Source organism: Streptomyces hygroscopicus subsp. hygroscopicus, assembly GCF_001553455.1.
GTDB classification, from domain to species: Bacteria; Actinomycetota; Actinomycetes; order Streptomycetales; family Streptomycetaceae; genus Streptomyces; species Streptomyces hygroscopicus.
In genome coordinates, this window is sequence record NZ_BBOX01000423.1 from 1 (window position 1) to 18,496 (window position 18,496).

Sequence of the window (18,496 nt, forward strand, 5' to 3'; positions counted from 1 at the left end):
GCCCCGCACCCCCCAACCGGCCCCCGGCCCCCCGGTGCCGCACCCCGTTAGCCGGGCCCTCACCCCCACACCGCCGGTCGGCTTGCCCTGACAGGTTCGCGCCCTAGCGCGGAGGGCGGCGGCCCGCATTCCGGGCACCTCATCCGCGCCGCCCGACCCCGCTCACCTGAGCACACCTGAATCGATTTGAGCGTATCGAGCACCCCGCTGAACACGTCGTTCACAAGAGCGCGAGAAGGCCGCGGAGCCCGCCAGGGGCGCACTCGCACGCGGCCCCGCACGCTGTCGCACACCCGGTCGCTACGCGGCGTTCCCCAGCGGGACACCCACCGCACGCAACAATGAGCCACCGAACGACTACCGGTAGCGACCGGAAGTGCTCGATCGACGTGCGTTCCCGACGCGCACCGCGTAAGACTCCGTCCGGTATCTGCGACCACGAGCAAGGGAGTGTTCGAAATGCGGAAGACCACTGGGGCGATCGGGCTGGGAGCCGCCCTGACCGTGAGCGCCGTGCTGGGAATCGGCGTGGGCGGCACGGCGAACGCCGAGCCCGCCAAGCAGCAGAGCCTGTACCCGGCCTCCGCGCTGGTCCTCACCGTCGGCCACGGGGCCGACGCGGCCACGGCCGAGGTCCAGCGGGCGGTGACGCTGAGCTGTCGCCCCACCCCCACCGGCACCCACCCGGCCCCCGCCCAGGCATGCGCCGAACTCCACTCCGTGGGCGGCGCGCTCGGCCTGCTGCGGACCGGGGCGGAGCCCGGCCGGATGTGCACCAAGGAGTGGCGTCCGATCACCGTCACCGCCGAGGGCGTCTGGGACGGCCGCCGGGTGTCGTACGAGCACACCTTCGCGAACAACTGCTTCAAGAACGCGGCCCCGACGACGGTCTTCGAGTTCTGACCGGCTGAACAGCCGCGAGCCCGAACGCGATCGGGACGAACGCGGAAAGAAGGAATCCGGAAAGAAAGAAGCCGGAGAGAACGAAGCCGGAAGGATCGAAGCCGGAAAGAACGCACCCGAAAGAACAAAGCCGGAAGAAACAAATCCGGAGGGAACACAGGGGAGGCCCCCGGACACCGTCCACGGGTGTCCGGGGGCCTGCTTCTGTTCGCGCGGGAGCGGAACCGCCCGCCGGACGCGTCAGCCGATCTCGGCGCCGAACGCCTGCAGCGCCTCCGGCACCGGCTGGAAGAAGGTCTCGCCGCCCGAGGAGCAGTCACCGCTGCCGCCGGAGGTCAGACCCAGCGCCGTGTCGCCCGCGAAGAGCGCGCCGCCGCTGTCGCCGGGCTCGGCGCAGACGTTGGTCTGGATCAGCCCGGAGACCGAGCCCTCCTGGTAGTTGACGGTCGCGTCCAGGCCGGTGACCTCGCCGTCGTGCACCTGGGTGGTGGAGCCGCTGCGCGTCACCGTCTGGCCGACCGTGGCGTCACCGGCCTTGCTGATGGCCTGGGTGCTGCCGTTGTAGAGGTCCACCTCGCTCGGGTGGTCGGTGTCCGAGGTGTACTTGACCAGCCCGTAGTCGTTGCCGGGGAACTCGCTGCCGGCGTTGGTCCCGATCTCGGAGCCGCCCTGCGAGTCCGACCAGCTGCTGATGGCCTCGGTGCAGTGACCGGCGGTCAGGAAGTACGGCTCGCCGTCCTTGACGACGTTGAACCCGAGCGAGCAGCGCCCGCCGTCGCCCCAGATGGCGTCGCCGCCCGCGATGAAGGTGGAGAACTTCCCGGCCGAGCGCTTCACCTCGACCTTGTCGCCGAGCGCGTCGGTGACCTTGTCGAGGGTGGCCTTCCGGGCGCCCTTGACGGTGCTGTCCGCGGTGACGACGACCTTGTTCGTTCTGGGGTCCACCGACCAGGAGGTGCCGGGGATGGTGGCCTTCTCCTTCAGCGTCTGACGCGCCTTGCCCAGCTCGGCCAGGGTGTACTTGACCACCTTGGCCTCGGCCCCGGCCTCGCGGACCTGGTCCACGACGGCCTTGTCGACCACGTTGACGACGAGCTTCTTGGCCTTGGCGTCGTAGTACGAGCCCGCCGTGTCGCCCTTGAGCGTGGCGGTCAGGGTATGGGCGAGCTTTCCGGCGGCGCCGGCCGAGAGGGTTTCGGGCTGGGGTTCACCGGGAGCGGCGTGGGCGCTCTGCAGGGTGACTCCCGTGGCGACCAGGGCCGCGATGCCGGCTCCGGCAATGGCGACACGACGCTTGGGTATGCGGCGGTGCTTCAACTCTCTGCCTTCCAGTGGGGGGTTGGGCCCGTCGGCAGTGGGGTGCCAGGGCCCGGAGGGCGTAGCGACATGGCACTTCTCCCCTAGCGGGGGCGCGTCCATGCCAAATTGCGCCGCCGAGTATTCCCAGGACCACCGGGCGCGCACAAGGGCGCGTTCCCAACATGGGCGTGAAATTTACCCTGCGGGCCCGTATCCGGACATGACGGTGCCCGTACACCCATGGGCGTACGGGCACCGGTCAGGCCGCGTCCGGACGGGTCGTCACCACCTCACCGCGTCACCACCTCACGGACCGCCCCGGCGGCTCACCGGTCCACGGTGTGCGGCTCCGGCTCGCGCTCGGTGAGCGTCGGCATCGCCGGCCGGGCGGGCTGGGCCGTCTGCTCGGGCGCGGGCGCGGCCTCCCGCTCGGATGCGGGCGCGGCCTCCCGGGCGGGGATCTCCTGCTGTCCCTTCTCCAGGAAGCGCAGCAGCTCGACCGGGATGGGCAGGACCAGCGTGGAGTTCCTCTCGGCGGCGACCGCCATGACCGTCTGCAGCAGCCGCAGCTGGAGGGCCGAGGGGGTGGCCTCCATCTGGGCGGCGGCCTCGGCCAGCTTCTTCGACGCCTGCAGCTCCGCGTCCGCGTTGATCACCCGGGCGCGGCGCTCCCGGTCGGCCTCGGCCTGGCGGGCCATCGACCGCTTCATGGTCTCCGGCAGCGACACGTCCTTGATCTCCACCCGGTCGATGTGGACGCCCCATCCGACGGCCGGGCTGTCGATCATGAGCTCGAGGCCCTGGTTGAGCTTCTCCCGGTTGGAGAGCAGATCGTCCAGATCGCTCTTCCCGATGATCGACCGCAGTGAGGTCTGGGCCATCTGGGAGACGGCGAAGCGGTAGTCCTCGACCGCGACGAGCGCCTCGGCCGGGTCCACCACCTTGAAGTAGACGACCGCGTCGACCCGCACCGTCACATTGTCCCGGGTGATGCCCTCCTGGGCGGGCACGGGCATGGTCACGATCTGCATATTGACCTTGTACAGCCGGTCGACGACCGGAGTGATCATGGTGAACCCCGGCCCCCGGATATCCGAGCGCAGCCTCCCGAGCCGGAAGACCACCCCTCGCTCGTACTGCTTGACCACCCGGGCCGCGGCCAGCAGGCCGAGGACCCCGAGGCAGGCCACTACCACTACCAATGTCACGAGCGCATCGACCATCACGGCCACCTGCCGTCCGTATCGCGAATAATGCCCCGAGTACTCCACATAGGGCACTGATGTCCACGATAGTCCGCCCGGCGAACAGCGGGGAGGGCCGCGCGAAGCCCCCGCCCGGTGGCGGCCCGGACGGGGGCTGTGCGGCGATGACCGGCGAAAACGGCGCCGATCAGCCGGTCAGCGGTCTGGCGCGGATCAGTAGACGTTCACGCCGTACGCGTTCAGTGCCTCGACGACCGGCTGGAAGAACGTGGTGCCACCGGAGGTGCAGTTGCCGCTGCCGCCGGAGGTGAGGCCGAGGGCGGTGGAGCCGGCGTAGAGCGGGCCGCCGCTGTCGCCGGGCTCGGCGCAGACCGTGGTCTGGATCATGCCGTAGACGATGTCGCCGTTGCCGTAGTTGACCGTGGCGTTCAGCGCGGTGACCCGGCCGCTGTGGATGCCGGTGGTGGAGCCGCGCCGGGTGACCGTCTGGCCCACGGTCGGGTTGGCGGCGGAGGTGATGTCCTGGCTGCCGACGGTGCCCTCGGGGGAGACCGAGCCGCTGTACCGGACCAGACCGTAGTCGTTGGTCGGGAAGCTGGAGCCGGCCGTCGAGCCGATCGTGCTGGTGTGGCCGGAGTTCGACCACCAGGTGCCCGCACCGTCGGTGCAGTGACCGGCGGTGACGAAGTAGTTCGTGCCGCTGCTGTTGCGCACGTTGAACCCGAGGGAACAACGCCAGCTACTCGCGTAGATGGCGTCCCCGCCCGAGATCAGCTTCTGAATCTTGCCGGGGGTCCGCTTGACCTCGATCGCGTCGGCGCTCGCACCGGCGGTGTTCTTGATCTTGGCGATCTCGCTCTGGGAGACCGTGCTGTCGGCGGTGACCACGAGCTTGTTGGTCGCCTTGTCGACATACCACGCGGTGCCCGCGACATCGGCCTCGAGGACGGCGTTGCTGGCCGACTTGGCCTCCGCCGCACTGAAGGTGCGGGCGCCGTCGCCTCCGGCGTAGGCGGCGGGGGCGGCGAGCGCCGTCCCGGCCACCAGGGCGGAGGTCGCGGCGATCAGGGCTATGCGTCTCGCCTGCTTACCGTGGGGGGCGTTGCGCTTGATCCTCAACTCTTCCTCCGTGGGAATCGGGGGTCCGCCTGGGCGGGCAGGCCCGTGAGGCGCAGTCAGAGAGCACGCCGAACCGTTCGATTCGACGTGCCCCTGACAAGCGCTCCCGGAAGTATTCGTGTCCGCGGGCGCACCGCGCAAGAGGACAATTCGGAACGGTCGCCGGCCACACGCCACATAGCCCCGGCGGGTTGAGTCCGCCGGGGCTTGTGCTCCCATCCCCTTGGGGTATCCCGTGAGACGGCCGCACGGGCCATCAGGTTCCGTTCCGGCGCCCCGGATCACCCATCCGCCGCCACCCCGGTTCCCGGGCCGTTCCGCCCCGCTCCCCCGGAGGGCGATGTCCCAGGTGGCCGGGGAGTGCCGGACCGCCGTACGCGGTGCGGGACACCCCGCGTCCCGGCAGCCGGGGGCCGGCCGGGGAAGGCCATGGCCGCGGCCCTCCCCGGCGCCATGGCCGCAGTCCTCCCCGGCGCCATGGCCGCGGCTCTCCCCGGCCGGGACCGCGGTCCTCCCCGGCCGGGGGCGGGGGTCCTCCCCGGCCGGGGGCGGGGGTCCTCCCCGGCCGGGGGCGGGGGTCATGGCTTGGGCAGACCGGGCGGGTTGATCTCGGACTTCTCCACCGCCTCGCTGGAGAGCCCCCACCGCTTCAGGACCTTGGCGTACGACCCGTCCTTGATCACGTGGTCGATGGCCGCGGCATAGGCGTCGACCAGTCCGCTGCCCTTCTTGGTGGTGGCCGCGATCTTGCCCTGCACCTGGCCGCCACCGCCCGAGAACCGGCCGATCACCTGGGTCTGGCCGGCCGAGGCGACGTGGTAGGCGGAGGTGGGGTTGGGGCCGAAGTAGGCGTCGATGCGGCCCGACTGGAGGGCGAGGTAGTAGTCGGTGTCCTTCTGGAAGTACGTGATGTGCACGGGCTTGCGGCCCGCTTTCTCGTTCTCCTTGCTCCAGTCGACCAGGATCTTCTCCTGGTTGGTGCCGGAGGCGACCGCGATGGTCCGGCCCGCCACGTCCTCGGGGCCCTTGACCCGCCAGGACGTGCCCTTCTTGGCCTCGAAGGCGAGATCGTCCAGCCGGTAGGTGGCGAAGTCGTACTTCTCCTTGCGCTCCTCGGTGACCGTCACATTGGAGAAGACGCCGTCGAACTTGGAGCTGTCGAGGCCGACGAAGAGGTTCTCCCAGGAGACGGTCTGGAAGTCGGGCTTGAGCCCGAGCGTGTCGGCGACCAGCGTGGCGATGTCGATCTCCGAGCCGATCCGGGTCTTGTCGTCGGTCGCGTAGAAGCCCAGCGGAGGGGAGGCGTCGGCGCTGCCGCCGAGGCGCAGGGTGCCGCGCTCGCGGATCCGGGCCGGCACCTTGGCCGCGATCGACTCGACCTTCTTCCCTCTGATGCGGTGCTGGTCCGGGCTGATGTTGATGGTGTTCTTCGTGCCCTTGGAGCCCACCGTCTCCTGGGCATCGCCGTCGCCGCAGCCGCCGAGCAGGGCGGAGGCGGTGAGGGCGGCGACGGCGGTGACGAGGGTGCGGCGGGTCTTCACGGAGGTACTCCTTGTGTGGCCGGACATCGGTGGTTCACAGGACCTTGGAGAGGAACGCCTTGGTGCGTTCGTGGCGCGGGCTGTCGAGCACCTCGGCGGGCGTGCCCCGCTCGACGATCCGGCCGCCGTCCATGAAGACGACGGTGTCGGCGACCTCCCGCGCGAAGCCGATCTCATGGGTGACGACGATCATCGTGGTGCCCTGGTGGGCCAGGTCCTTGATGACGTCGAGGACCTCGCCGACCAGTTCCGGGTCCAGGGCGGAGGTCGGCTCGTCGAAGAGCAGCAGCTCGGGCTCCAGGGCGAGGGCGCGGGCGATCGCCACCCGCTGCTGCTGGCCGCCGGAGAGCTGCCGGGGGTACGCGGACGCCTTGTCGGCCAGGCCGACCCGGGCGAGCAGCGCCTCGGCGGTGCCGACCACCTGCTTCCGGGGGCGGCGCAGCGCCGAGACCGGCGCCTCGACGATGTTCTCCAGCACCGTCAGGTGCGGGAAGAGGTTGAAGTTCTGGAAGACGAAGCCGATCCGGGTGCGCTGTTTGAGGATCTCGCGTTCGCGCAGCTCGTAGAGGCGGTCGCCCCGGCGGCGGTAGCCGACCAGTGAGCCGCCCACGCTGATCCAGCCGCTGTCCACCTTCTCCAGGTGGTTGATGGCGCGCAGCAGGGTGGACTTGCCGGAGCCGGAGGGGCCGAGGACGACGGCCACCTCGCCCGAGCGCACCTCCAGGTCGATCCCGCGCAGCACCTCCAGCGACCCGAAGCTCTTATGGACCGAGCGGATGTCGACCATGGCGGTCATCGGGTGGCTCCCCGCGAGAAGTGGCGCTCGACGTAATACTGCGCGATCGAGAGCACGGTGGTCAGGATGATGTACCAGACGGTCGCGACCATCAGCAGCGGCACGACCCGGCCGTTGCGTCCGTAGATGACCTGCACCTGGTAGAAGAGCTCGCCGATCGCCATGACGGAGACGATCGAGGTGCCCTTGAAGAGCGAGATGACCTCGTTGGCGGCGTTCGGCAGGATCGAGCGCATCGCCTGCGGGAGCACGATCCTGCGCAGCTGCCGCAGCCGGGGGATGCCGAGCGCGGCCGCCGCCTCCAGCTGGCCGCCGTCGACGGCGAGGACTCCGCCGCGCACGATCTCCGCCGCGTAGGCCGCCTGGTGGAGGGCGAGTCCGAGCACCGCCGCGCTCATCGCTCCGACCAGCCCCGCGGTGTCGAAGGAGACGAAGCCGGGGCCGAAGGGGATGCCGAAGTCGATCCGCTGGTAGAGGTAGGTGAGGTTGAACCAGAAGAGCAGTTGGACGATGAGCGGGATGGAGCGGAACGCCCAGATGTAGGTGAAGGCGACCGACTTCAGGAAGGGGCTCCTGGACAGCCGCATGAAGGCCAGGACGATCCCGAGGGCGAAGCCGAGCGCGGTGCCGTAGAAGGTGAGCTGGATGGTGATCCAGACCGCGTTGAGGATGGTCCGGGTGGTGAAGAAGTCGGCGAAGACGTCCCATTCCCAGCCGGGGTTGGTGAGCAGGCCGTGGGCGAACTGGGCCACCAGGACGGCGGTGACGACCACCGCGGCCCACCGCCAGGGGTGGCGTAGCGGGACGACCTTGAGGGCGGAATAGTCCTCGCGTTCGGCGCCGCCTTCGGCGGCCTTGCCGATGGGTGGATCGGACGTCAGCGACATGGAGGGTCCTTCAGGGGGTGCGGAAGGGTTTCCGGGCGGCCGCGGAGGGGCGCCCAGGAGGTACGGGAGGTTGCCGGACGGCACGGACGGCTGCCCGGGAAGGGCAGCTGCCCAAGAAGGGCGGCTGCCCAAGAAGGGCGGCTGCCCGGGGGCCGCGGAGGATTGACCGGGGGCCGCGGAGGATTGACCGGGGGCTCAGGCGGTGAGCGAGGCGCGACAGGACAGGTCGCGCAGACAGCGCAGCAGGGCACGCGCGGTCGCGTCGTTCTGCCGGAACGCGGGTGCGTTGGTGCGGGGCCGGGCGAAGGCGCCGGACGCGCGGGCGTCGGTGTGCGGGCCGAGCGCGAAGCGGCGCGGATGCGGACGCCCGGCCCGGTCCAGGATCCGGGCGTCGGCGGGGCTGACGGCGAGCAGTCCGGCCGGGGTGGCGGCGGCGCCGTCGCGGTGCAGGGAGCGCAGCAGGGTGTCGCGGGAGTGGTCCACGGTCGGCTCCGGCAGCCGGGCCTCGACCAGCGCTCGGGCCTCCACGACATGGCCGGGCACACTGGCGGAGCCGGCCCGGAACACCCCGCGCAGCGGATCGGTGGTCACCACCGTCTCGGCGCCCAGGAAACGGATCACTCCGGCGCGGGAGAGCGCGAGCAGCTGCTCGAGCCGCGGGCCGGGCGGTCCGGAGGCGAGGAAGCTGAAGAAGCCGTGCCACCAGCCGCCGATGTCGCCGAGCCGGATCAGCTGGCCGTAGACGGACAGCAGGGCGAGGAAGACGGCCAGGTCGGGGCTGTGGGCGGGGTCGTGGCGGCGGGCGAGATCGGCCTCGATATGGGCGCGCAGTCCCTGTTGCAGGGCCTCCTCGGTGGGGAACCGCAGCCCGGCGAGCGGATGGTCCAGGGCGTCGAGGTCGAGCCGGTCGGCCGGATCGGGGACGGCCGCGGTGACCAGGGCGTCCAGTTCGGGGCTGCCGGGCGGGCAGGCGGCGTACTTCTCCTCGAACGCGGGCCACTCCCCGGCCGTCCGCTCCGGATGGACGGTGAACAGCCGGTGGTAGTGGGCGAACCCCAGCTCCTTGGCGATCAGCGGCCAGACGTCGCGCCGGAAGTCCGGCCGTTCGGGGCGGGACAGCAACGCGTCGACCTGGGCCGGGCCGAAGAAGCGCGGGACGGGGGGCCGTTCCCCGCTCAGCGAGTAGCCGATCTTGGCGTGGTACGGCACACCGCGCCGCGACCCGGTGTACAGCACGGGTTCACGGCCGGAGGGCCGGTACACCAGCTCCCCGCCGGGGGCGCGCTCATAGCGTCCGCCGCGCCCCTCGGTGAGCAGCACCACCAGGTCGACGAAGGCCAGGCCGAGGCCGCGTACGATCACCGGCTCCCCGGGGCGCAGCCCGCTCAGATCGCTGTCGGCGGTGAACTCCGGCGGGAGGTGGACGAGTCCGTGCTCGGCGGCGAAGGCGGCGAGGGCCCGCTGCTCGGCGTCGGGTTCGGCGTCGAGGTGGCCGAGGGCGAGGACCACGGCGTCGGCGGTGAGCGGGGCGGTCCGCCCCTCCAGCCACACCTGCTGGCGCCCGTCGCGCGGCCCGGTGACACGGACGGCCCGGTCCCGGTGTTCATGGACGGTGGTGCCGGGCGGCAGGGCGGCCACCGACCGCTCGTACGCCCAGCGCAGATAGGCGCCCTGGAGGCGTCTGGTGGCGAAGCTCTGACCGGTCAGGGCGGCGGCCTCGGCGGCGAGTTCGGGCGGCAGGTCCGCCTCGCGGACCTGGCGGGCCCATTCGGCGAGCGAGGGGCCGGGGCGGAGCGGGCCCTCGCGCTCCACCGACTCGTCGGTGAAGATGGTGACGTCCTCGGCCATGGAGTTCATCCACAGCAGCGGGGACTGGTCCGGACGCCAGATGCGGCCGCCGCCGGGCGGATGCGGGTCGACCAGGTGCAGCGCGAGCGGGGTGCCGTCGCCGTACAGCTCGGGGGCGTTGGCGGCGATGCGCTCGATCAGGCCGGTGGCACGAGGGCCCGCGCCGACGATGACGATCGTGGCGGGCGGTCGGGTCGGGTGGTCCGGATGCGCGGACATGCGAAGGCTCCGTGAGTTCTGAAGTGAACACACGCGTGGGCCTCACACACGGCCGAGCCCCTCAACTCGGCATGGGGCCGAGGCTAAGGCGTCCCCACCGTGCGCTGTCAAGAGCGTCCGAACTGTGAGCAGCGCGTCTCACCGCGGTTGACGTGCAAGCGGAAGGCTGCTCCACTTGGCGCATGGACTCACGGCAGCGACTGGTCACGCGCGACCACATCGACTTCGGTCGGGTGTGGTCCTCGTCCTGTTCGGGCTGACCGCCCGCCTCCGCTGCCGCGTAGGGGTCCCTCCTCCGGGAGCCCCTGGCGCCGGCGTTCCGAGGCTTCGTCCGCCCGCCGGTGCCCGTCTCCGGTGTGGCCGCCGCACATCCGCGTCATCACGCGCCTTCGGCCTCTGCACACCGACGAACCACGCATGACCGCAGCACACACGGCTCAGCACACCCCTCCCCTCGGGTGCCCCGGCACCGCCCGTTCCGTCCCCGCCACCCCGGCCCTGGGTATCCGCCCCCGTGCCTCTTGGTATCCGTCCCGGTGCCTCTTGGCATCCGTCCCCGTGCCTCTTGGCATCCGTCCCCGTGCCTCTTGGCATCCGTCCCGGTGTCCGTCCCCGCGGCTGGGGCCTGTCGTCACAGGGGGCGTCCGGCCGCGAGCGGCATCCGGTGCGGGGGCACCTCCCAGCGGTAGCTGGGGGAACCTCGCACGGCGGAGCATCACCCTCGTACCGGGCGTCCGTGGGCGATGCGACAACGCCGCGAGGTGCCCTGCCAGGCGTCGGGTGCGGGGCACCCCCCGTGACGACAGGTGCTAGCAGTCGCAGCCGCAGTCACAACCATCACAGCAGTCGCAGCAATTGCAGCAGTCACCGCAGTTGCCGCAGCAGTCACAGCAGTCGCAGCAGTCATCGCACTTATGGCACAGGCCCTCGCGCGGCTGCCCGGTCCACGGGTCGTGGTACGGGTCCCGGCAGCACACCTGGCAGGTGCAGAAGAGCCCGGACCACACCAGGCAGCCGGCGATCAGCCCCCGGCGGCGGTGCGGCGGCTCCGGTGGCGCACCGCCGGGGCCTCCCGGGGTGATCCACGGCGACTGCGGCGGCGGCCCGTAGGAGGACTCCGGGGTGCCGGTGGCGTGGCCGGTGTGCGCACAGCCGGTGGTGCCGAAGGCCCGGTCGACCGCCCGCTCCAGCTCGTGGACCAGCAGCACGTGGGCGAGCCGCCCGGAGCCCTTGCCCGCGAACCGGGTGTCCTTACAAGCCAGCCGCACCCCGTGCACCGCGTCGTCGCAGAGCCTGCGGACCTCGGCGAGATCGGTCCCGGTGGCCGCGATCGGGTTCCAGGCGCCGGTCTCGGCGTCCTCGGCCAGGTCCTCCACCGCGTCCAGCAGATGCGCCAGCCGCCCGAAGAGCCGGCCCGCCTCCTCCAGCGGGGCCCGGTTGCCGGGCCGCCCGGCCAGGACGGCGGTGTGGCCGAAGGCCGCGGCGGTCGCGGTCTCGGTCGGCTCGGTAACGGTCAGCAGGGGGGTGCCGGGGCCGGTCCGGGACTCCAGCTCCGCCTGCCGGCCGACCGCGTCCAGCAGCGGCGCGGTGTCGAAGCCGAGCGCGGCGCCGCTGCGCTCCCCCGACCGGTCCCACCGCCCGGCCATCCGGCGGGCGGCCGCGGCGACCGGCCGCCGGGCCAACGCCCCGTCGCCGTCCACGACATGGTCCCGTACCTTCGCCGAGGCCAGCACCAGTGAGACGGTGGCCGCCAGACGTGCCCCCTCGCCCCGGGCGACCGACGCCGTCCGCATCCCGCGCAGCGGACAGGGCCCCGCGGTGCGCCGCCAGCCGTCCGGGCGCCCGGCCTGGGCCTCCACCAACACCGAGATCACCAGGCCGTCGTAGTTGGTGGCGATGCGGGCGAACTGCCCGTGCTCGCCCCGCAACGCGAGGCACAGCCGCGCACAAATGCGCCATCCACTCGGTGCGCAGCTTTTCCGACAGCCGATGTCGACAAGGCCGGATAATGCCAAACACAACGATCCCCGTTCACCCGTACGTCCCCGGCGTCACCCGTCCGGCCGCGGCGGAGTCTACCCAGCTCACCGTCAGTCCCCGGCAGCAGGTGGAACTCTGATATGGCGCCAGTCGTTGTGCACCAGTAACGTCACGAATCCCCTGTGCGGCCGCAATCCACGTGGCAGACCATCCGCATGATGGACGACCATAGAGGGGCGGACACTACACACCAGCAGGGAGAGGAGGCGTCCATGGGATCGGTACGCAAGGCGAGTGCCTGGCTTGGCCTCGTCGACGACAGCGATGACGAGCGCTACTACGACGACGACTACGCCGAGGGGCCCGAACCCGGCGACTCCTGGGTGACCGACCCGCGAGCGCGGGTGGCCGACCAGAGCGCGCGGGACCACGGGACCCGGATCGCCACGGTCACGCCGGAAGGGTTCCGGGACGCACGCGGCATCGGCGAGATGTTCCGGGAGGGCGTCCCGGTCATCGTCAACCTGACGACCATGGAGCCCTCCGACGCCAAGCGCGTGGTGGATTTCATGGCCGGGCTCATCTTCGGGCTGCGCGGCTCGATCGACCGCGTGGCCAACCGCGTCTTCCTCCTCACCCCGCCGGATTACCAGATCATCAGCGGTCAGGCCGGCCACGCCACGGGCTTTTTCAACCAGAGCTAGGGCCTGTCCGGAGTTGTGATCTGGATCAGGGAGCGGGGCGTGGTGCGTGCGATCGCAAGGCGCCGGAAGGCCCTCGTAGCGGAGCTACCAGGGCCTTCCGGCAACGCCGCGAGCGTGCGTGCCACGCCCCGCGAGCCCAGATCGCAACTCCGGACAGGCCCTGGGGCCGGAGCCGCTCACCGGAAGGCGTCGATTCCGGTGAGCGCCTTGCCCAGTACGAGCTGGTGCATTTCGACGGTGCCCTCATAAGTGAGCACCGATTCCAGATTCGTGGCGTGCCGCATCACCGGATACTCCAGCGAGATCCCATTGGCACCCAGAATCGTCCGCGCCGTGCGGCAGATCTCGATCGCCTCCCGCACATTGTTCAGTTTTCCGAAACTGACCTGCTCGGGGCGGAGCCGCCCCGCGTCCATGCGCCGCCCCAGATGGTGGGCGAGCAGCACGCCCTTGTGGAGTTCCACCGCCATGTCGGCCAGTTTGGCCTGGGTGAGCTGGAAGCCCCCGATCGGCCGGCCGAACTGCTCGCGCTCGCGTGCGTAGTCCAGCGCCGACTCGAAGGCGGAGCGGGCCGCCCCCATCGCGCCCCAGACGATGCCGTAGCGGGCGTGGCTCAGACAGCTCAGCGGCCCCCGCAACCCGGTGACCTCGGGCAGCACCGCGTCGGCCGGCAGCCGCACCTCGTCCAGGACCAGTTCGCTGGTGACCGAGGCGCGCAGCGACCACTTGTGCTTGATCTCGGGGGCCGAGAAGCCGGCCGCGTCGGTGGGGACGACGAAACCGCGGATGCCCTCGTCGGTGCGGGCCCAGACCACGGCGACCCCGGCCACCGAGCCATTGGTGATCCACATCTTGCGGCCGGTGAGCACCCAGTCCGAACCGTCCCGCTTGGCGTAGGTGCGCAGGGCGGACGGGTCGGAGCCGTGGTCGGGCTCGGTCAGCCCGAAGCAGCCGATGACCTCCCCGGAGGCCATCGGGGGCAGCCACCGCCGCTTCTGCTCCTCGGAGCCGAAGCGGTGGATGGCGTACATGGCCAGGGAGCCCTGCACCGAGACCAGGGAGCGGACACCGGAGTCGGCTGCCTCCAGCTCCAGGCAGACCAGCCCGTACTGGACCGCGCCGGCGCCCGCGCAGCCGTAGCCGGTGAGGGACATCCCGAGCGCGCCGAGGGAGCCCAGCTCCCGGGCCAGCTCCCGGATACCGGGCACCTCTCCGCGCTCGTACCAGTCGGCGACATACGGCAGGACCCGGTCGGCGGCCCACTGCCGCACGGTGTCGCGGACCGCGAGGTCCTCGGGGTCGAGGAGATCGTCGAGGCCCAGCGGGTCGCGGGGGTCGAACGGCGGCAGGGCGGTTGCGGACATGGGTGGCGGCCTCCGGTGGATGCGGGTCCGGTGCGCCGGGCGGGTACCGGCCGCCGGGGCGCGCGTCCTCCCGCCCGACGGCCGGGCTGACCGGCCCGGCGGTCCGACGCTACGGCCGGGTAACCCTCGGCGTCCAGACCGGCTCGCACCAGGTCTTCGGGGTCCGGCCGCGGCGGCGGCGCGGGGCACTCGGTCACGACGACGGCCCCGGACACTCGGCCGCGACGGCGGCGCGGGCGGCCCGGCCCCGACGGCGGCGTGCGGTCAGGACTCGGCCGCGACGGCGGCCCGGTCGCGCCGGGCCGGGGCATCCGCACCGTCCTGCCCGTGGTCCTGGTGGTCCTGGAGGTCCTGGCCCTGGTCCTGGTCCCGGGCGGCGCCCGCGCCGGGCTCGTCGTCGTCGGCGCACTCCATGACCCGGGGCAGCCGCAGCGCGGCCAGCGCGCCGAGCAGCAGCAGACCGGCGCTGACCGCGAGCGTGACGTGCAGTCCGTGGACGAAGGCGGCGCGGGCGGCCGAGCGCAGGGCCTCTCCGGCGTGGCCGCCGAGCCGGTCGGCGACCTTGTACGCGGTGCCCAGCGACTGGCCCGCCTCGGAACCGGCCGAGGCGGGGACGCCGGGCACCGAGGAGACGCCGGGCTTGTAGGCGGCGTTCATCACGCTGCCCAGGAAGGCGATGCCGATACCGGCGCCGAGCTGGTAGGAGGTCTCGCCGATGGCGGCCGCGCCGCCCGCCGAACCGGTCGACGCCTCGTTGAGCATGGACTCGTACGCGCTGAAGAGCGTGGTCTCCAGGCCGAAGCCCAGGACGATGAAGCCTGCGACGAGCACGGCGGGCCGGTCGTGCTGGCCCATGGCGGTGAGCGAGAGCACGGCGAGGGCGGTGAGCGCGAAGCCGACCGCGACCATGAGGCGCGGGCCGAGCCACTGGAGCATCCTGGACCCCACGAGCCCGGCGGCCATGGCGGCGAAGGTGAGCGGCAGCAGCCGCAGCCCCGTCTCGAGCGGGGTGAGCCCGAGCACGAGTTGCAGGTACTGGGCGGCTATCAGCTCCAGGCCGACGAGCGCCAGCAGGGCGAGGACGATACAGCCGACGGAGATCGAGAAGGCGGGCCGGGCGAACAGCCTGAGATCGACCAGCGGATGCGTACGGCGGCGCTGGCGGCGTACGAAGAACACCAGCAGCACCACCCCGAACAGGACCGGGGCGGCGGTCACGGCGTTCAGCAGCCCCGCGCCGCTGCCCACCCGCTTGACCCCGAAGACCACGCAGAACAGCCCGCACGCGGCCATGACCGCGCCCAGTACGTCCCAGGGGCCGTTCCGGTCGCCGGTGGACTCGGGCAGCAGCCAGCGGCCGACCGGCAGCGCCACGGCCATCAGGGGCAGGTTGACCAGGAAGACCGAGCCCCACCAGAAGTTCTCCACCAGGAAGCCGCCGAGCAGCGGACCGACGGCCGCGCCGACGGCGGCGACCGCGCTCCAGACGCCTATGGCCAGCGCCCTCTCCCGGCGGTCCGGGAAGACCTGGCGCAGGATGGACAGCGTCGCGGGCATGATCATCGCGCCGCCGACGCCCAGCAGCGCGCGGGCCACGATGAGGATCTGGGGGTTGGGGGCGAAGGCGGCCAGCGCGGAGGCGGCGCCGAAGAGCCCGTAGCCGAGCAGCAGGACGCGCCGTCTGCCGACCCGGTCGCCGAGGGTGCCGAAGAGGATCAGCAGCGAGGCGCAGACCAGGGGATAGACGTCCACGATCCACAGCAGTTCGATCGCGCCGGGGCGCAGGTCCTCGGTCACGGCCGGGACCGCGACGTGGAGCACGGTCGCGTCCACGGCGACGAGCAGCAGACTGACGCAGAGCACGAGGAGCACGATCCAGCGGTTCGCCCCGCCGCCCGCCTCGGTGCCGCGCCATTGCCGGGGAACGCCCGCCGTCCGCCGAGTGCCGGCCGTGGTCGTCCCTGACATGTACGCACCTCCCTGGGTCTTACGCTCGCGGTCCGCCGCGGGAGGGCGGAACGTCACGTCGTGGGACGTCCGGGTGGCCCCGGTGGCGAAGGCGCGAGTGAGAGGTCAGGGTACGCGAGTCCCCGCGCGGGGCGTGTGGGGCAGGTCATGTTGGGACCTCGGCACGGAGGGTTACGGAGGCGTACGTTCCGCACTTCCCCTTTTGTCCCCTGCTTCTCAGACGCCCCTCAGCCACCGCTCAGCCGCCCCTCCCGCGGTCTCCCGACGGCCGTTTTCCGTCCTCCGTCGCGTTCTCCGCTGCGCCCTCGGTTGTGTCCTCGGTTGTGTCCTCCGCTGTGTGCTCCGTTGTGTGCTCCGTTGTCCGCGGCCCGCACCGCCCTCCCGCGCCCTCGGCGGGCGGTCGTCCACAGCCCGCCGCGAGCGGTCCGGAACATCATCGATAATCGTCGCCGTGACTCATCCCGCCCAGGCCGGCAGCGCGCCGCTCGGTGACGACGGCCGACCGGGCCGCGCCGCCGGACGCGCGCTGCGCCGGGCCGCTCCGGCACTGCTCGCGTACGCGGGGACGCGCCTGCTCGGGCTGGTGGTTCTCGCGATCTGGGGGGCCTTCGCGGACAAGAACCCCCACCAGCTGCTCTCGGCGCGCTGGGACTCGCTGTGGTACGCCCACATCGCCGAGGAGGGGTACGGCCACACGCTGTTCCTGCCCGACGGAGCGGTCCATGCCGACCTCGCGTTCTTCCCCCTGCTCCCCGCGCTGGAGCGAGTGGTTTCGGCCATGACCCCGCTGACCGCGGCGGACGCCGGACTGCTGGTGAGCTCGGTCACGTCCCTGTGCGCCGCGTGGGGGATCTTCGCGATCGGCGATCTGCTGCACGGACGGCGGGTGGGCCTCACGCTGGCCGCGCTGTGGGGCGTGCTGCCGGTCGGGATCGTGCAGTCGATGGCGTACTCGGAGTCGCTCTTCACGGCGCTGGCCGCCTGGGGGGTGTACGCGGCGCTCACCCGGCGGTGGCTGTGGGCGGGGCTGTGCGCGGCGCTGGCGGGGCTCACCCGGCCGGTGGGGGCGGCGGTGGTCGCGGCGGTCTGGGCGGCCGCCGCGGTGGAGCTGCTCCGGGAGAGGCGCTCCGCGCCGCTCCCGCCCCGGCTGCTCGCGGGCGTCGTGCTGGCGCCGCTGGGCTGGCTCGGCTATGTGGCGTGGGTCGCTTTCCGGACCGGGAGCGCCACCGGCTACTTCGACGTCCAGGGCGGCTGGGGGAACGGCTTCGACGGCGGGCTGGCCTTCGCGGGGTTCATCGGCGGGCTGCTGACCAGCCCGCCCTTCGTGGCCGGGCTGGGGCTGCTGCTCGGCGTCGGGGCGCTGATCTGGCTCTTCACCGGCTGCGTGCGGCAGCGCCAGCCGCTGCCGCTGCTGGCCTACGGCGGGGCGGTGCTCGTCCTGGCGCTGGCCGCGAAGGGGTACTTCGGCTCGAAGCCCCGGCTGCTGATACCGGCCTTCCCCCTTCTGCTGCCGGTCGCGGTCGTCCTGGCCCGGCTGCGGCCGGTGCGCTCCGGACTGGTCCTGGGCTCGGTGGGGCTCGCCTCGGCGGTGTACGGGGCCTTCTGGCTGCACGGCTCCGGGCCGCCGTGATCCGGCCAACCCGGTTGGGGCGGCCGTGATCCGGCCAACCCGGTGCGGGCGGCCGGGGTCCCGCGGACGATCACGTCCGGCCGCCCGGCGACACCCGGGGAAACATCGGGGAACGCCTCGGCTAATGGGCGATAAACACCCCCCTGTAAGAAATCCATAAAGGCGCTGGGACACGCCCATTGGAAGGGCGGGCGCACAAAAGCCGGAGACCTCGCGCATTCCTTGGAAAGAGCACGTCCAAAAGGCGTGGGTGAGACCCGCTCCACATCACATCGTCATCACAAAGCGACCTGATCGACTGAACCCGCCCGTCACGCAATGTAACGTCGATTAGGTGCGTACCGAAGACAGGCTCCCGGCGACCGAGGAGCGAAGGCCCGATCTCGCGCGACCGCGCATGACCCGAACACGCTTCTGGCTGCTCGGGACCACCCTGGCGGTCTACGCGGCGACCGTGATCGGCGTGCTCACCACCTCATGGCTGGTGAAGCTCGACTGGCAGGTCATGCTGTTCCGGCCCTACAAGCAGTGGCCGGAATTCCACACCTTCCTGGACTACTTCGTGGTCATGGGCCAGCGGGGCCCCACCGCGGTCGCCGTCGCCGCCTGGCTGGGCTGGTGCTGCCACCGGCAGCGGACCCTGCGCCCGCTGCTGGTGCTGGGCACCTCCCTGCTGCTGCTGAACGCCACCGTGGGCGCGGTGAAGATCGGTTTCGGCCGGCTCGGTCCGCACTACGCGACCACCGTCGGGTCCAATGAGATGTGGGGCACCGGCGATATATTTCCTTCGGGCCACACCGCGAACGCCGTGGTCACCTGGGGTGTGCTGGCCTATCTGGCGACCACTCCGGTGGCCCGCAGGGTCGCCTCGCTGATCGCCGCGGGCTTCGCCTTCGGCGTCGGCATGACCACCGTCTACCTCGGCACCCACTGGCTGAGCGATGTGGTGCTGGGCTGGGCGGCCGGGGTGCTGGTGCTGCTGGCGCTGCCGTGGCTGGAGCCGGCCATGGCCCGTGCCGAGGTGCTGCTGCTG

Annotated in this window: 13 protein-coding genes and 1 pseudogene; 4 read left to right on the forward strand and 10 right to left on the reverse strand. The window is 71.8% G+C overall.

The genetic code is table 11. The features are described 5' to 3' along the window. Positions 1-459 precede the first annotated feature (459 nt). On the forward strand, positions 460-903 hold the full coding sequence (locus tag AXW62_RS34100; RefSeq protein WP_060947870.1) for a subtilase-type protease inhibitor: 444 nt from the start codon (positions 460-462) through the stop codon (positions 901-903). 240 nt (positions 904-1,143) lie between these two features. Here the strand turns inward: AXW62_RS34100 and AXW62_RS34105 are convergent, their stop codons facing one another. From AXW62_RS34105 to AXW62_RS34140, 8 genes and pseudogenes are all read right to left on the reverse strand, one after another. Next, the gene (locus AXW62_RS34105; RefSeq protein ID WP_030833186.1) at positions 1,144-2,220 is read right to left on the reverse strand and encodes a S1 family peptidase; all 1,077 of its coding nucleotides are present in this window, start codon (positions 2,218-2,220) and stop codon (positions 1,144-1,146) included. A gap of 308 nt (positions 2,221-2,528) precedes the next feature. Next, positions 2,529-3,425, reverse strand: a complete 897-nt coding sequence (locus tag AXW62_RS34110) for a slipin family protein (RefSeq protein ID WP_060947876.1) — start codon at positions 3,423-3,425, stop codon at positions 2,529-2,531. Positions 3,426-3,620: 195 nt separating this feature from the next. Next, positions 3,621-4,526 (reverse strand): S1 family peptidase, encoded by a 906-nt coding sequence (locus tag AXW62_RS34115; protein ID WP_030833179.1) that lies wholly within the window; start codon positions 4,524-4,526, stop codon positions 3,621-3,623. 578 nt (positions 4,527-5,104) lie between these two features. After that, positions 5,105-6,067 (reverse strand): ABC transporter substrate-binding protein, encoded by a 963-nt coding sequence (locus AXW62_RS34120; RefSeq protein WP_107406376.1) that lies wholly within the window; start codon positions 6,065-6,067, stop codon positions 5,105-5,107. A gap of 34 nt (positions 6,068-6,101) precedes the next feature. Beyond that, positions 6,102-6,854, reverse strand: coding sequence for an amino acid ABC transporter ATP-binding protein (locus AXW62_RS34125; protein ID WP_030833173.1), 753 nt, complete (start codon positions 6,852-6,854; stop codon positions 6,102-6,104). 5 nt (positions 6,855-6,859) lie between these two features. Next, the gene (locus AXW62_RS34130) at positions 6,860-7,750 is read right to left on the reverse strand and encodes an amino acid ABC transporter permease (RefSeq protein WP_030833170.1); all 891 of its coding nucleotides are present in this window, start codon (positions 7,748-7,750) and stop codon (positions 6,860-6,862) included. Positions 7,751-7,945: 195 nt separating this feature from the next. Beyond that, on the reverse strand, positions 7,946-9,817 hold the full coding sequence (locus tag AXW62_RS34135) for an FAD/NAD(P)-binding protein (protein WP_060947872.1): 1,872 nt from the start codon (positions 9,815-9,817) through the stop codon (positions 7,946-7,948). 809 nt (positions 9,818-10,626) lie between these two features. Next, positions 10,627-11,776 (reverse strand): annotated as a pseudogene (locus AXW62_RS34140) (DUF5685 family protein). Between the two features lie 293 nt (positions 11,777-12,069). On the opposite strand from AXW62_RS34140, the gene AXW62_RS34145 reads away from it, so the two are divergent. Next, entirely contained in the window at positions 12,070-12,501 is a 432-nt protein-coding gene (locus tag AXW62_RS34145; RefSeq protein ID WP_030833162.1) for a cell division protein SepF, read from the forward strand. Positions 12,502-12,677: 176 nt separating this feature from the next. Here the strand turns inward: AXW62_RS34145 and AXW62_RS34150 are convergent, their stop codons facing one another. Together AXW62_RS34150 and AXW62_RS34155 are read right to left on the reverse strand one after the other, a co-directional pair. Continuing rightward, positions 12,678-13,865 (reverse strand): acyl-CoA dehydrogenase family protein, encoded by a 1,188-nt coding sequence (locus tag AXW62_RS34150; RefSeq protein ID WP_060947873.1) that lies wholly within the window; start codon positions 13,863-13,865, stop codon positions 12,678-12,680. A 264-nt stretch (positions 13,866-14,129) separates the two neighbouring features. Beyond that, positions 14,130-15,833: an MFS transporter gene (locus tag AXW62_RS34155; protein ID WP_060947874.1), complete on the reverse strand. Its 1,704-nt coding sequence runs from the start codon at positions 15,831-15,833 to the stop codon at positions 14,130-14,132. Positions 15,834-16,284: 451 nt separating this feature from the next. On the opposite strand from AXW62_RS34155, the gene AXW62_RS34160 reads away from it, so the two are divergent. Both AXW62_RS34160 and AXW62_RS34165 read left to right on the forward strand, forming a co-directional pair. Next, positions 16,285-17,463, forward strand: coding sequence for a putative hexosyltransferase (locus AXW62_RS34160; RefSeq protein ID WP_060947875.1), 1,179 nt, complete (start codon positions 16,285-16,287; stop codon positions 17,461-17,463). Between the two features lie 397 nt (positions 17,464-17,860). Beyond that, a partial coding sequence (locus AXW62_RS34165; RefSeq protein WP_107406377.1) for a phosphatase PAP2 family protein occupies positions 17,861-18,496 on the forward strand: 636 nt, incomplete at its 3' end.

Bases quoted from the DNA above. Each gene is read 5' to 3' on its own strand.
- AXW62_RS34100 (WP_060947870.1), top strand. From the start codon at position 460: ATGCGGAAGACCACTGGGGCGATCGGGCTGGGAGCCGCCCTGACCGTG.
- AXW62_RS34110 (WP_060947876.1), bottom strand. From the start codon at position 3,425: ATGGTCGATGCGCTCGTGACATTGGTAGTGGTAGTGGCCTGCCTCGGG.
- AXW62_RS34125 (WP_030833173.1), bottom strand. From the start codon at position 6,854: ATGGTCGACATCCGCTCGGTCCATAAGAGCTTCGGGTCGCTGGAGGTG.
- AXW62_RS34130 (WP_030833170.1), bottom strand. From the start codon at position 7,750: ATGTCGCTGACGTCCGATCCACCCATCGGCAAGGCCGCCGAAGGCGGC.
- AXW62_RS34135 (WP_060947872.1), bottom strand. From the start codon at position 9,817: ATGTCCGCGCATCCGGACCACCCGACCCGACCGCCCGCCACGATCGTC.
- AXW62_RS34145 (WP_030833162.1), top strand. From the start codon at position 12,070: ATGGGATCGGTACGCAAGGCGAGTGCCTGGCTTGGCCTCGTCGACGAC.
- AXW62_RS34150 (WP_060947873.1), bottom strand. From the start codon at position 13,865: ATGTCCGCAACCGCCCTGCCGCCGTTCGACCCCCGCGACCCGCTGGGC.
- AXW62_RS34155 (WP_060947874.1), bottom strand. From the start codon at position 15,833: ATGTCAGGGACGACCACGGCCGGCACTCGGCGGACGGCGGGCGTTCCC.